The organism is Pseudomonas sp. L13, assembly GCF_009935965.1.
In the GTDB taxonomy this organism is placed as follows: Bacteria; Pseudomonadota; Gammaproteobacteria; order Pseudomonadales; family Pseudomonadaceae; genus Aquipseudomonas; species Aquipseudomonas lactis.
This window is the reverse complement of record NZ_QODJ01000007.1, coordinates 114,646-128,592: the sequence shown is the minus strand read 5'-3', so window position 1 is coordinate 128,592 and position 13,947 is coordinate 114,646. Positions and strand designations below refer to the sequence as shown.

The following is a 13,947-nucleotide window of genomic DNA, read 5'->3' as shown; positions in this document are numbered from 1 at the left end:
CACATTTGAATGTATTCGCAAATCAAAATGTGGGAGCGGGCTTGCCCGCGATAGCAATAGACCAAACAACACAGCATTTGGATAAGAAGACAGCCATGCGCACACTGATGATCGAACCTTTGACCAAAGAAGCCTTCGCCCCCTTCGGAGACGTTATCGAAACCGACGGCAGCGACCACTTCATGATCAACAACGGGTCGACCATGCGCTTTCACAAACTGGCCACGGTCGAAACCGCGAAGCCGCAAGACCACGCCATCATCAGCATTTTCCGCGCCGACGCGCAGGACATGCCGCTGACCGTGTGCATGCTGGAGAGACACCCGCTGGGCAGCCAGGCTTTCATCCCGCTGCTCGGCAACCCCTTTCTGATCGTGGTCGCGCCACTTGGCGATGAACCTGTATCGGGCTTGGTCCGCGCCTTCGTTACCAACGGCAGGCAGGGCATTAATTACCATCGCGGCGTCTGGCACCACCCGGTGCTGACGATCGAAAAGCGGGATGACTTCCTGGTGGTTGATCGCAGTGGCACAGGCAATAACTGCGATGAGCATTTTTTCAAAGAGGATGAGCGGTTGATCCTCGCCCCCCACCAATAAGAGAAGGTCTGATCACCCGACAACAAGGGTGACAGGCGAGAGGTAAAGACTGTGGAAGCACATCTGTTGGAATGGCTGAACCTGAGCGTGCGCTGGGTTCACATGATCACTGGCGTCGCCTGGATCGGCGCTTCTTTCTACTTCGTCTGGCTGGAAAACAACCTCAATCGCGTCAACCCCAAGAGCGGCCTGGCCGGTGACTTGTGGGCGATCCACGGTGGCGGTATCTACCACCTGGAAAAATACAAACTGGCCCCGCCGACCATGCCGGACAACCTGCACTGGTTCAAATGGGAAGCCTATTTCACCTGGATGTCGGGCATTGCGCTGCTGTGCGTGGTGTTCTACCTCAACCCGACGCTGTACCTGCTCGCCCCCGGCAGCAGCCTCAGCGGCACCGAAGGTGTATTGCTGGGCATCGGCTCACTGTTCGCCGGCTGGTTCATCTACTCCTTCCTGTGCGACTCGGCCCTGGGCAAACGCCCTGCCCTGCTTGGTTTGATCCTGTTCGTGTTGTTGATTGCGGCGGCCTACGGCTTCAGCAAGGTGTTCAGCGGCCGCGGTGCGTACCTGCACGTGGGTGCGGTGATCGGCACGATCATGGTGGGTAACGTGTTCCGCATCATCATGCCGGCCCAGCGCGCGCTGGTGGCGGCCATCGCCGAGAACCGCACACCCGACCCGGCGCTGCCGGCCAAAGGCCTGCTGCGCTCACGGCATAACAACTACTTCACCTTGCCGGTGCTGTTCATCATGATCAGCAACCACTTCCCGAGCACCTATGGCAGCCAATACAACTGGCTGATCCTGGCCGGTATCGCGGTGGCGGCGGTGTTGGTGCGCCACTACTTCAATACCCGGCATGACAGCCAGAAGTATGCGTGGACCTTGCCCGTGGGCGCCTTGGCGATGATCAGCCTGGCTTACGTGACCGGGCCAAAACCGGCTGAACCGATTGCCAAGGCTCCGGCGGCCATCGAGTACCAGCCCCTGCCGGAAACCGCCTTGGGCGGTGGCTTGAAACCCGCCGCGCCTGCCGCACCTGCCGCTGAACCGGCGCCGGCCCAGGCCACCACGGACTTCGGCCAGGTGCACCACGTGATCGAGCAACGCTGCACCGTGTGCCACTCGGCCAAGCCCACCAGCCCGCTGTTCAGCACCGCCCCGGCTGGAGTGATGTTCGACACACCGGCACAGATCCAGCAGCAGGCCGCGCGGATTCAAGCGCAGGCCGTGGCCAGCCAGATCATGCCGCTGGGCAACATTACCCAGATGACCCAGCAAGAGCGGGATTTGATTGGCACCTGGATCAACCAGGGGGCGCGCACCAACTGACTGTTTCACACCGTTCCATGTGGGAGCTGGCTTGCCTGCGATAGCGGCAGATCACCAACATTTTCGGTGACTGACACACCGCCATCGCAGGCAAGCCAGCTCCCACAAGGGAAATCAGTGATGGTTTGAAGATTAAGTTCCATCCGGCAATTGAATGCCAAACAACACAAAAATAAAAAGATTCGAGGTGTTGCATGTCCCAGTTAGAAACGCAGACTCCTGCCGCGCCCGCCATGGTGCGGCTGCCCCTCTTGCAACTGATCCTGGTAGGCCTGCAACACGTCTTGCTGATGTACGGCGGTGCCGTCGCCGTGCCTCTGATCATTGGCCAGGCCGCCGGCTTGAGCCGTGAAGAAATCGCCTTTCTGATCAACGCCGACCTACTCGTAGCCGGTATTGCTACCATGGTGCAGTCGTTCGGCATCGGCCCGATGGGGATCCGCATGCCGGTGATGATGGGCGCCAGTTTTGCCGCCGTGGGCAGCATGGTCGCCATGGCCGGCATGCCCGGTATCGGTTTGCAGGGCATCTTCGGCGCGACCATCGCCGCCGGGTTCTTCGGCATGCTCATCGCGCCGTTCATGTCCAAGGTGGTGCGCTTTTTCCCACCGCTGGTGACCGGTACGGTGATCACCGCCATCGGCCTTTCGCTGTTTCCGGTCGCAGTGAACTGGGCCGGCGGGGGCAGCGCCGCCGCTACGTTTGGCTCGCCGGTCTACCTGGCGATTGCCGCCCTGGTACTGGCCACTATCTTGCTGATCAACCGCTTCATGCGCGGCTTCTGGGTGAACATCTCGGTGCTGATCGGCATGGGCCTGGGTTACGCGCTGTGTGGTGTGATCGGCATGGTCGACCTCAGCGGCCTGGCCCAGGCGCCGTGGGTGCAGGTGGTGACGCCGTTGCACTTTGGCATGCCCACGTTCGAGTTGGCGCCGATCCTGTCGATGTGCCTGGTGGTGGTGATCATTTTTGTCGAGTCCACCGGCATGTTCCTGGCCCTGGGCAAGATCACCGGCCAGGAGGTCACGCCCAAGATGCTGCGGCGCGGCCTGCTGTGCGATGCCGGCGCGTCGTTCTTTGCCGGCTTCCTCAATACCTTTACCCACTCCTCTTTCGCCCAGAATATCGGCCTGGTACAGATGACCGGCGTGCGCTGCCGCTCGGTCACGCTCATGGCCGGCGCGTTCTTGATCGTGCTAAGCCTGTTGCCCAAGGCGGCCTATCTGGTGGCGTCGATTCCGCCCGCAGTCCTCGGCGGCGCGGCGATTGCCATGTTCGGGATGGTGGCGGCGACCGGGATCAAGATCCTGCAGGAAGCCGACATCGCTGATCGCCGTAACCAGTTGCTGGTGGCGGTGAGCATCGGCATGGGCCTGATCCCCGTGGTGCGCCCGGAGTTCTTCGCACAGCTGCCGTTGTGGATGAGCCCGATTACCCACAGCGGCATCGCCATGGCGACCCTCAGCGCGCTGTCGCTGAACATTCTGTTCAACATCCTCGGCGGCGCTGAGCGTCCCGAAGTAGCCCATACGCATTGATTCCTTTGTTAGTACAAAAATAACAACATACAGGGAACACCCACATGCACAGCCTTGACGTGGGGCCGGCCATACGCCGCGCCCCATTCTTGCCCCTCGCGCTCTGTTACAGCGCACTTGAGCCCAGGCCTGGGAGCCAGTATTCTCCGCGCCCGCTCGAATCGACTCAAAAAAAAACAGCGAATGTAAAAGCTGACCTCAAGGCCAACTTATCCCGGCCTGATGTTTGCTGCCAAAGTGCGCAAAAGTCCCCTGAATTCGACTGCATCCGTTGCAGCCGACGGGGATTTTTTGGCTTTTTGAACACCTTGGCGCAGCTCTTGCTAAAAGCATCAAAGCTGACCGAACAGACGATTTTTGCAGCGAACCAAAAGGCGCCACACCAGAGCGCCTGCGTAGAAGAAAAACCATAAAACTTTAACTCGGGAGCAACCGAATGAAACCTATGTTCAAAGGCCTGATGCTGGCAGGGTCGCTGTTGGCCGGTGGCCCGGCCATGGCCGGTGACTTGTTGCAATGGCAAAACAACAGCCTGACTTACCTGTGGGGCAAGAGCTTTACCGTCAACCCGCAGATCCAGCAAACCGTCACCTTCGAACATGCCGACGCGTGGAAGTATGGCGACAACTTCTTCTTCCTCGACCGCATCTTTTATAACGGCAAGGAAGACGGCAACGTCGGGCCCAACACTTACTACGGCGAGTTCAGCCCACGCTTGTCGTTTGGCAAGATTTTCAACCAGGACCTGTCATTCGGCCCGATCAAGGATGTATTGCTGGCCTTCACCTACGAGTTCGGCGAAGGCGATAACGAGTCCTACCTGCTGGGCCCGGCATTCGATTTGAACATCCCCGGTTTCGACTACTTCCAGCTGAACTTCTACCAGCGCCAGACCGAAGGCAATCGCCCGGGTGACGGCGTATGGCAGATCACCCCGGTATGGTCGTACACCATTCCCGTGGGCAACTCCGACGTGTTGATCGACGGTTTCATGGACTGGGTGGTGGATAACGACAAGAACGCCCGTGGCACTTACCATGCCAACCTGCACTTCAACCCACAGGTCAAATACGACTTGGGCAAGGCGCTGCATTGGGGCGACAAGCAGTTGTATGTGGGTTTTGAATACGACTACTGGAAGAACAAATACGGGATTGAAGACAGCGGCGCCTTCAAGACGAATCAGGACACGGCAAGCTTCCTGGTCAAGTACCACTTCTGACGGCCCCGTGTAGGAGCGAGCTTGCTCGCGAAAAACTCAAGATCACCGCGCTCATGCTGAATAAACGCGGCGTTCTCAGGTTCTTCGCGAGCAAGCTCGCTCCTACAGAGGTTTACGTCAGGCCGAGGAACCGAGTGATTTCTTCACGCTTGGCCAGCGCATCCTTGCGCCCCAGTTCGATCAACTCGCTGCAATAGCCCGCCTCGAACAACAGATAACTCAAGACCCCCGCGCCGCTGGTCTTGGTTGCCCCCGGCCCACGCAGGAACACACGCAACGCCGCCGGCAACTCCTGGCGATGTCGCGCGGCGATTTCATCGATGGGCTGGCTGGGGGCAATCACCAGCACTTCCACTGGCGCCAGGCCCTGAACCGCCGCATCCGCAGGCACGACGCGGCTGAACTGGTTCAAGCGCTCCAGCAGCTCGATATCGCTTTCCAGGCTGTCAATGAACGTGCTGTTGAGCATGTGCCCGCCGATTTGCGCCAGGGTCGGTTGCTGACCGGTGTAAGTGCGTTGCACCGAAGGCTCGTTGCCCCGTGGGTTGCCACTCACCCCCACCACCAACACGCGACTGGCGCCCAGGTGCAAGGCCGGGCTGATGGGTGCGGACTGGCGCACCGCGCCATCGCCGAAGTACTCCTGGCCAAGCTTGACCGGGGCAAACAGCAGCGGGATCGCCGAACTGGCCAGCAGGTGTTCCACCGTGAACTGGGTGGGCACGCCGATACGCCGATGGCGCAACCAGGCATCGATGGTGCCGCCGCCCTGATAGAAGGTCACCGCTTGCCCGGACTCATAACCAAACGCGGTCACTGCTACCGCCTGCAAATGCTCGCGACGGATCGCTTCGTCGATGCCGTCCAGGTTCAAGCGCTCCTGCAACAGCTCGCGCAGCGGCGAGCTGTTGAGCAACGCCACCGGCACCTGGGCGCCCAGGCCCAGCAGACTGTGGATCAGGAAACGGCTCGCCTGGCGCATCACCCCCGGCCAGTCACTGCGCAGCACCTGATGGCTACGAAAGCCCTGCCAGAAGGCCGTCAGCCGCTGGATAGCGGCCGAAAAATCACTGGCGCCACTGGCCAGGCTCACCGCATTGATCGCGCCGGCCGAGGTGCCGACGATCACCGGAAAAGGATTCGCTGCCCCCACGGGCAGCAACTCGGCAATCGCCGCCAACACCCCCACCTGATACGCCGCGCGCGCCCCGCCGCCGGAAAGAATCAAGCCTGTGACCGGTTCCGCTGGGCGCATTGCGTCATTCCATATGGCAAAAGGGTTGGGGTTATCGACGGCGCTTTTCGTACAATTTGGGCTCACCCGGTGGCCGGCTCTTGAACCGGCGGTGCGTCCACAGGTATTGCTCGGGGCATGCGCGTACTGAGGCTTCGACCCACTGGTTGATGCGCAGGCAGTCGATCTCGTCGGTTTCACCCGGGAAGTCGGTCAGCGGCGGATGGATCACCAGGCGGTACCCGCTACCGTCAGCCAGGCGCTCCTGGGTAAACGGCACCACCAGCGCCTTGCCCAGGCGGGCGAACTTGCTGGTAGCGGTAACGGTCGCGGCCTGGATGCCGAACAGCGGCACGAAGATACTTTGCTTGGCGCCATAGTCCTGGTCTGGCGCGTACCAGATGGCCCGGCCGGCGCGCAGCAGCTTGAGCATGCCGCGCACGTCGTCACGCTCCACGGCCAGGGAATCGAGGTTGTGGCGTTCGCGGCCACGGCGCTGGATAAAGTCGAACAGCGGGTTGCCGTGTTCGCGGTACATGCCGTCAATGGTGTGCTTTTGCCCCAGCAGCGCCGCGCCGATTTCCAGGGTGGTGAAGTGCAGCGCCATGAGGATCACGCCCTTGCCGTCCAACTGCGCCTGCGTGAGGTGCTCCAGCCCTTCGACATGGGCCAGGCGCGCCAGGCGCGGCTTGGGCCACCACCAGCTCATGGCCATTTCAAAGAAGGCGATGCCGGTGGAAGCGAAGTTTTCCTTGAGCAGGCGTTTGCGTTCCTTGGCGGATTTTTCCGGGAAGCACAGCTCGAGGTTGCGTGCCGCGATACGGCGACGATCACCCGCCACGCGGTACATGCCCGCGCCCAGCAGGCGACCAATGGTCAGCAGGGCCCGATACGGCAATTGAGTGACCAGCCACAGCAGGCCGAGCCCCAGCCATAGCAGCCAAAAACGCGGGTGAAGAAATACAGCTCGAAAACGCGGGCGATCCATTACAGATTCCGGTAAAGACAAGGGCCGCGCATTCTACAACGGTTCGACTCGGCTTGCGGCGGGTGAGTGTTCTCGTTATAAGTCTCGACACTTTTCGTGACAAGCCGCTTTCGCCGACCATGAGCCAAACCGAACCGCTAGACCAAGATCCCGTGTTCCAGCTAAAAGGCAGCATGCTCGCCATTACCGTGCTGGAACTGGCCCGCAATGACCTCGACGCCCTGGACCGCCAACTGGCCGCCAAGGTCGCCCTGGCGCCGAACTTCTTCAACAACGCCCCGCTGGTGCTCGCGCTGGACAAGCTGCCAGCCGGCCAGGGCGTGATTGATTTGCCCGGCCTGATGCGCGTTTGCCGTTCCCATGGCCTGCGTACACTGGCCATCCGCGCCAGCCGCATCGAAGACATTGCCGCCGCCATCGCCATTGAACTGCCAGTACTGCCACCGTCCGGCGCCCGCGAGCGTGCGCTGGAACCATCGGTCGGCGAAGAAAAGAAAAAACCGGAAAAACCGCCCGAGCCTACGATCAGGCCTACCAAGATCATCACCTCGCCGGTGCGCGGCGGGCAGCAGATTTACGCCCAGGGCGGCGACCTTGTGGTGGTTTCCTCGGTGAGCCCGGGGGCGGAACTTCTTGCCGATGGCAACATCCATGTATACGGCCCGATGCGCGGACGCGCACTGGCCGGCATCAAGGGTGATACCAAGGCGCGTATTTTTTGCCAGCAGTTGACCGCTGAGCTGGTTTCCATCGCGGGTCAGTACAAGGTTTCCGAAGATTTGCGCCGCGATCCGCTGTGGGGCGCGTCGGTACAGGTCAACCTGTCGGGCGATGTGTTGAACATCATCCGTCTTTAACGGATACTGCCGCATTTTCCAAGCATCTCTAGACTCTGATAGCAAAGCGAAACCGGCAAGACTTGTGTAGGACTTTTTGGAAGTTGGTGTTTTCCATGGAAACCCCGGCTTTTTCCTGCAAAGGCTGTCCGCCTGCGGCGAGTTTCAAGAGATGTTTTTCAGGGACCGAAAGTCCTTTTTCCTTAGGGGTGAAACACCTTGGCCAAGATTCTCGTGGTTACATCCGGCAAGGGTGGTGTGGGTAAGACCACCACCAGCGCCGCTATCGGTACCGGCCTCGCTCTGCGCGGCCACAAGACAGTCATCGTCGACTTCGACGTCGGCCTGCGTAACCTTGACCTGATCATGGGCTGCGAGCGCCGCGTGGTGTACGACTTCGTCAACGTGGTGAACGGCGAAGCCAACCTGCAACAGGCCCTGATCAAGGACAAGCGCCTTGAGAACCTGTACGTGCTGGCCGCCAGCCAGACCCGTGACAAAGACGCGCTGACCAAAGAAGGCGTGGGCAAAGTCCTCGCCGAGCTCAAGGAAACCTTCGAATACGTGGTGTGCGATTCCCCGGCCGGTATCGAAACCGGTGCTCACCTGGCGATGTACTTCGCCGACGAAGCCATCGTGGTGACCAACCCGGAAGTGTCCTCGGTACGTGACTCGGACCGCATGCTCGGCCTGTTGGCCAGCAAGTCCCAGCGCGCCGAGAAAAATGAAGACCCGATCAAGGAGCACCTGCTGCTCACCCGCTACAACCCGGAGCGCGTCAGCAACGGCGAGATGCTCGGTGTTGACGACGTGAAGGAAATCCTCGCCGTGACCCTGCTGGGCGTGATCCCGGAATCCCAGGCCGTCCTGAAGGCATCCAACCAGGGCGTACCGGTGATTCTCGACGACCAGAGCGACGCCGGCCAGGCGTACAGCGATGCCGTGGATCGCTTGCTGGGCAAGACCGTGGAACACCGCTTCCTCGATGTCAAGAAGAAGGGATTCTTCGAGCGTATCTTTGGAGGCAACTAAACAATGAAATTTCTCGACTTCTTTCGCGCCAACAAAAAACCCAGTACCGCATCGGTCGCGAAAGAGCGTCTACAGATCATCGTGGCGCACGAACGCGGCCAACGCAGCACCCCGGACTACCTGCCAGCCTTGCAGAAGGAACTGGTCGAGGTGATCCGCAAGTACGTCAATATCGGCAACGATGACGTGCATGTCGCTCTGGAAAATGACGGCAGCTGCTCGATTCTGGAACTCAATATCACCCTGCCTGATCGTTGATCGAACGGGCGGTCGCCACGGCGGCTCTGCTACCTGGCCCCTGTACTGCTTGTAGGAGCGAGCTTGCTCGCGAAGAACTCAACGGCACCGCGTTCATTCAGGTGAAACGCGGTGCTCTGAGGTTCTTCGCGAGCAAGCTCGCTCCTACAGGGTGAGGGGGCAGTCAGTGGAGCCGCCGTTGGCGTTTGTTACGAGGCTGTTTAATGCCGCTGTCCAATATCCATATCCTGCATCAGGACGACGCTGTCCTGGTGGTGAACAAGCCAACCCTGCTGCTCTCGGTGCCTGGCCGCGCCGATGACAACAAGGACTGCCTGATCACCCGCCTGCAAGAAAACGGCTACCCCGAAGCTCGTATCGTCCATCGCCTGGACTGGGAAACCTCGGGGATCATCCTGCTGGCCCGGGACGCTGATACCCACCGCGAACTGTCCCGCCAGTTTCACGACCGTGAAACAGAAAAGGCCTACACCGCCCTGGCCTGGGGCCAACCGGCACTGGACAGCGGCAGCATCGACCTGCCCCTGCGCTACGACCCGCCGACCAAGCCTCGCCATGTGGTCGACCATGAGTTCGGCAAACATGCGCTGACCTTCTGGAAAGTGCTGGAGCGTTGCGGCGACTGGTGCCGCGTGGAGCTGACACCGATCACCGGGCGCTCGCACCAGTTGCGCGTGCATATGTTGTCCATCGGGCATCCGTTGCTGGGTGATGGCTTGTACGCCCATGAACAAGCCCTGGCCGCCTGGCCGCGCCTGTGCCTGCATGCAAGCATGCTCAGCTTCACCCATCCGCAAAGCCGCGAGCGCCTGCGCTTCGAGTGCCCAGCCCCTTTTTGAAGCACAGACGCTTACCTGTAGGAGCGAGCTTGCTCGCGAAGAACCTGAGAACACCGCGTACAACCTGAATGACTGCGGCGCCGTTGAGTTTTTCGCGAGCAAGCTCGCTCCTACAATGAATCGGCGGGGCCAATACGGTAAACTCCGCGCACTGCTGTCTGGAGCTATTTATGCGCGAAGCGTTGAATCAAGGCCTGATCGACTTCCTCAAGGCCTCCCCTACTCCTTTTCATGCCACTGCTGCCCTGGCCCAGCGCCTGGAAGCGGCCGGTTACCAGCGTCTCGACGAGCGCGACACCTGGGCCACCGAGGCCAACGGTCGCTACTACGTGACCCGCAACGACTCCTCGATCATCGCCTTCAAGCTCGGCCGCCAATCGCCGCTGCAAGAGGGTATCCGCATGGTCGGCGCCCATACCGACAGCCCATGCCTGCGGGTCAAGCCCCAGCCGGAGCTGCAACGCCAGGGCTTCTGGCAACTGGGTGTGGAAGTCTACGGCGGCGCGCTGCTGGCACCCTGGTTCGACCGCGACCTGTCCCTGGCTGGCCGTGTCACCTTCCGCCGCGATGGCAAGGTCGAGAGTCAACTGATCGACTTCAAGCTGCCGATCGCCATCATTCCCAACCTGGCCATTCACCTCAACCGTGAAGCCAACCAGGGCTGGGCGATCAATGCCCAGACCGAGCTGCCGCCGATCCTCGCGCAGTTTGCCGGTGACGAGCGCGTGGATTTTCGCGCCGTGCTCACCGAACAGTTGGCCCGCGAGCACGGGTTGAATGCCGATGTGGTGCTCGACTACGAGCTGAGTTTCTACGATACCCAGAGTGCCGCCGTGATCGGCCTCAATGGCGACTTTATCGCCGGTGCGCGCCTGGACAACCTGCTGTCGTGCTACGCCGGTTTGCAGGCCTTGCTCACCAGCGACACCGATGAAACCTGCGTGCTGGTGTGCAACGACCACGAAGAAGTCGGTTCCTGCTCGGCCTGCGGCGCCGATGGCCCGATGCTGGAACAGACCCTGCGTCGCCTGTTGCCCGAAGGTGAAGAATTCGTACGCACCATTCAGAAATCCCTGCTGGTGTCGGCAGACAACGCCCACGGCGTGCATCCCAACTACGCCGAGAAACACGACGCCAACCACGGCCCGAAACTCAACGCCGGCCCGGTGATCAAGGTCAACAGCAACCAGCGCTACGCCACCAACAGCGAAACCGCCGGGTTCTTCCGCCACCTGTGCATGGCCCAGGAAGTGCCGGTGCAAAGCTTCGTGGTGCGCAGCGACATGGGTTGCGGCTCGACCATCGGCCCCATCACCGCCAGCCACCTGGGCGTGCGCACGGTGGACATCGGCTTGCCGACCTTTGCCATGCACTCTATCCGCGAGCTGTGCGGCAGCCATGACCTGGCGCACCTGGTCAAGGTGCTGGGGGCGTTCTACGCCAGCCGCGATTTGCCCTGAGACCGAGGCGCGCCCATCGCGGGCAAGCCCGCTCCCACACTTGAATGTATTCACAGATCAAATGTGGGAGCGGGCTTGCCCGCGATGGGTTCCAAACAGACATAAAGCTATCTGACTCACATCAACTGCACTTCTGCCAATCCGGCCTAGACTTGTCAGACTTCCACTCCGACAAGGCCACCCCCGCCATGATCTCAATGTCCTCATTCCACGCCATGCTGATCCCCATCCTGATCGGCATGATCATGCTCGCCGTCGGCTTCAACTTTCGCGACAAGCCCCTGGGCGTGTTTGGCATGTGGATCGGCATGCTGTTGATCCTCGGCACCGTGCTCTACAAGATCCTCGCCAAACTGGCGCAGTGACAAATGCGCTCGCATTGGGCATAGCGGCCTCGTACACTCGGTCAATTCGTCGTTTTCAAGGTTGACCGCCTCGTGTTCTCCCGTCTGTTTGCCCTGCCCTGCTACCTGCTGATCGCCCTGCTCACGCTGCTGCCGCTGACATCCGCCCAAGCCGTGGGCTTGCCCGGCATGCTCGGCGGCTCCAGCAAGACCCAACCCCAGGCCGAAGTGCCCCTGGGGCAGTCGCTGGACGAAGTGATCAAGACCCTCGAAAACGACCAACAGCGCACCCAGCTGCTCAGCGACCTGAAGAAGCTGCGCGCCGCCACGCAAAAAGCCCAGCCCGCCGCCGAACTCGGAGTACTCGGGTTGATCGGCAGTACGCTGTCGGGCTTTGAACAGCAGTTTTCCGGCGCCGACAGCCCGCTGGGGCGCTGGTCCAATGAAGTCGACCTGGCCAAGGATGAACTCGCCGCGCTGATGTTGCCGGCCAGCGAATGGCTGCCAATCATCTTCGGTTTTGCTGTGATCCTGGCCGTGTGGAGCCTGCTGGCCGCCGCGCTGATCTGGCTCAGCCACCGGGTGCGCGAGCGCTTCGGCCTGCCCGAAGAGTTGCCGCAGCATCCGCGCACCTGGGACATGCTGCGCTTCGCCCTGCGCAAGCTGGGCCCCTGGTTGATCGCCCTGGTGATCACGGTGTACCTGAGCTACGCCCTGCCCTCATCCCTGGGTAAATCCCTGGCCATGGTGCTGGCCTATGCCTTGGTGGTCGGCACCTGTTTCTCGGCCATCTGTGTGATTGCCTTCTCGCTGCTCGACGGCCCGCACCGCCACCGCGCCCTGTATATCCTGCGTCACCAGGCGTTCCGGCCACTGTGGTGGATCGGCAGTTTTGCCGCCTTCGGCGAAGCCCTGAGCGATCCGCGCCTGGTTGCAGCCCTCGGCCAGCACTTGGCCCACACTGCCGCGACCGTGGCCAATGTGATGGCGGCGTTGTCCACCGGGGTGTTTATCCTGCGGTTCCGCCGCCCGATTGCGCACCTGATCCGCAACCAGCCGCTGTCGCGCCGCCTCAACCGCCGTGCACTCACCGATACCCTGTCGATCATCGGCACCTTCTGGTACCTGCCGGCGCTGTTGCTGGTGGGCATTTCGCTGTTCGCCACCTTTCTCTCCGCCGGCGACACCAGCACCGCCTTGCGCCAGTCGCTGCTGTGCACGGTGTTGCTGGTGCTGTGCATGGTGCTCAATGGCCTGGTGCGCCGCCACGCCCTCAAGCCGCAACGCGGGCACAAGCGCCATGCGCTGTATTCCGAGCGCCTCAAAGGCTTCGTCTACACCCTGGTGCACCTGGTGGTGTGGCTGGTGTTTATCGAGCTGGGGTTGCGCGTGTGGGGCCTGTCGATGATTCGCTTTGCCGAAGGCGACGGCCATGAAATCGCCGTCAAGCTGATCGGCCTAGGCGGGACCTTGCTGTTTGCCTGGCTGATCTGGATCCTCAGCGACACGGCCATTCACCACGCCCTGACGCGCTCGCGCAAAGGCCTGGCCAATGCCCGCGCGCAAACCATGATGCCGCTGATCCGCAACGTGCTGTTCGTGACCATTTTCATCATCGCCGCCATCGTCGCCCTGGCGAACATGGGCATGAACGTCACGCCTCTGCTGGCCGGTGCGGGTGTGATCGGTATCGCCATCGGTTTTGGTGCGCAATCGCTGGTGGCGGATTTGATCACCGGCCTGTTCATCATCATCGAAGACTCTCTGGCCATCGACGACTACGTGGATGTGGGCGGCCACCTCGGCACGGTGGAGGGCCTGACCATCCGTACCGTGCGCCTGCGCGATATCGACGGCATCGTACACACCATCCCGTTCAGCGAAATCAAGAGCATCAAGAACTACTCCCGTGAGTTCGGCTACGCGATCTTCCGCGTGGCGATCCCTTACAACATGGAAATCGACGACGCGATCAAGCTGATGCGCGACGTCGGCCATGCCATGCGCAACGACCCGCTGCAACGCCGCAATATCTGGTCGCCGCTGGAGATCCAGGGCGTGGAAAGTTTCGAGTCCGGCAGCGCGATCCTGCGCGCACGCTTCAAGACCGCGCCGATCAAGCAGTGGGAAGTGTCGCGGGCATTCAACCTGTCGCTCAAGCGGCACCTGGATGAAGCCGGGCTTGACCTGGCAACGCCGCGCTTGAGCGTGCAGGTGCTGACCGCCGGCAGCGTGCAGGAGAAAGATCCACAACAATAAGCA

14 protein-coding genes are annotated in these 13,947 nt (G+C 61.2%); 12 read left to right on the top strand and 2 right to left on the bottom strand.

The features are described from left to right. The first annotated feature begins 95 nt into the window (after positions 1 to 95). From DK871_RS06805 to DK871_RS06785, 5 genes are all read left to right on the top strand, one after another. On the top strand, positions 96 to 599 hold the full coding sequence (locus DK871_RS06805) for an ureidoglycolate lyase (RefSeq protein WP_161904459.1): 504 nt from the start codon (positions 96 to 98) through the stop codon (positions 597 to 599). A gap of 51 nt (positions 600 to 650) precedes the next feature. Further along, entirely contained in the window at positions 651 to 1,934 is a 1,284-nt protein-coding gene (locus tag DK871_RS06800) for a urate hydroxylase PuuD (protein WP_161904458.1), read from the top strand. A 194-nt stretch (positions 1,935 to 2,128) separates the two neighbouring features. Beyond that, complete coding sequence (locus DK871_RS06795) at positions 2,129 to 3,472, top strand: nucleobase:cation symporter-2 family protein (protein ID WP_161904457.1); 1,344 nt, start codon at positions 2,129 to 2,131, stop codon at positions 3,470 to 3,472. A 44-nt stretch (positions 3,473 to 3,516) separates the two neighbouring features. Further along, entirely contained in the window at positions 3,517 to 3,885 is a 369-nt protein-coding gene (locus DK871_RS06790; protein ID WP_138762440.1) for a hypothetical protein, read from the top strand. Between the two features lie 23 nt (positions 3,886 to 3,908). Continuing rightward, complete coding sequence (locus tag DK871_RS06785; RefSeq protein ID WP_161904456.1) at positions 3,909 to 4,694, top strand: outer membrane protein OmpK; 786 nt, start codon at positions 3,909 to 3,911, stop codon at positions 4,692 to 4,694. Between the two features lie 112 nt (positions 4,695 to 4,806). Here the strand turns inward: DK871_RS06785 and DK871_RS06780 are convergent, their stop codons facing one another. Then, entirely contained in the window at positions 4,807 to 5,949 is a 1,143-nt protein-coding gene (locus DK871_RS06780; protein ID WP_161904455.1) for a patatin-like phospholipase family protein, read from the bottom strand. A 31-nt stretch (positions 5,950 to 5,980) separates the two neighbouring features. Beyond that, entirely contained in the window at positions 5,981 to 6,916 is a 936-nt protein-coding gene (locus tag DK871_RS06775; RefSeq protein ID WP_161904454.1) for a lipid A biosynthesis lauroyl acyltransferase, read from the bottom strand. 119 nt (positions 6,917 to 7,035) lie between these two features. Between DK871_RS06775 and minC the strand changes: the two genes are divergently transcribed. From minC to DK871_RS06745, 7 genes are all read left to right on the top strand, one after another. Then, entirely contained in the window at positions 7,036 to 7,773 is a 738-nt protein-coding gene (gene minC, locus DK871_RS06770; RefSeq protein WP_032895999.1) for a septum site-determining protein MinC, read from the top strand. Between the two features lie 198 nt (positions 7,774 to 7,971). Then, positions 7,972 to 8,784, top strand: a complete 813-nt coding sequence (minD, locus tag DK871_RS06765) for a septum site-determining protein MinD (RefSeq protein WP_161904453.1) — start codon at positions 7,972 to 7,974, stop codon at positions 8,782 to 8,784. Positions 8,785 to 8,787: 3 nt separating this feature from the next. Continuing rightward, positions 8,788 to 9,042: a cell division topological specificity factor MinE gene (gene minE, locus DK871_RS06760; protein WP_003175252.1), complete on the top strand. Its 255-nt coding sequence runs from the start codon at positions 8,788 to 8,790 to the stop codon at positions 9,040 to 9,042. Positions 9,043 to 9,245: 203 nt separating this feature from the next. After that, the gene (locus tag DK871_RS06755; protein WP_161904452.1) at positions 9,246 to 9,881 is read left to right on the top strand and encodes an RluA family pseudouridine synthase; all 636 of its coding nucleotides are present in this window, start codon (positions 9,246 to 9,248) and stop codon (positions 9,879 to 9,881) included. Between the two features lie 170 nt (positions 9,882 to 10,051). Continuing rightward, complete coding sequence (locus DK871_RS06750) at positions 10,052 to 11,341, top strand: M18 family aminopeptidase (protein WP_161904451.1); 1,290 nt, start codon at positions 10,052 to 10,054, stop codon at positions 11,339 to 11,341. A 188-nt stretch (positions 11,342 to 11,529) separates the two neighbouring features. Further along, positions 11,530 to 11,706, top strand: a complete 177-nt coding sequence (locus DK871_RS28580) for a hypothetical protein (protein WP_164545339.1) — start codon at positions 11,530 to 11,532, stop codon at positions 11,704 to 11,706. A gap of 72 nt (positions 11,707 to 11,778) precedes the next feature. Further along, positions 11,779 to 13,944, top strand: a complete 2,166-nt coding sequence (locus DK871_RS06745; protein WP_161904450.1) for a mechanosensitive ion channel family protein — start codon at positions 11,779 to 11,781, stop codon at positions 13,942 to 13,944. Positions 13,945 to 13,947 lie beyond the last annotated feature (3 nt).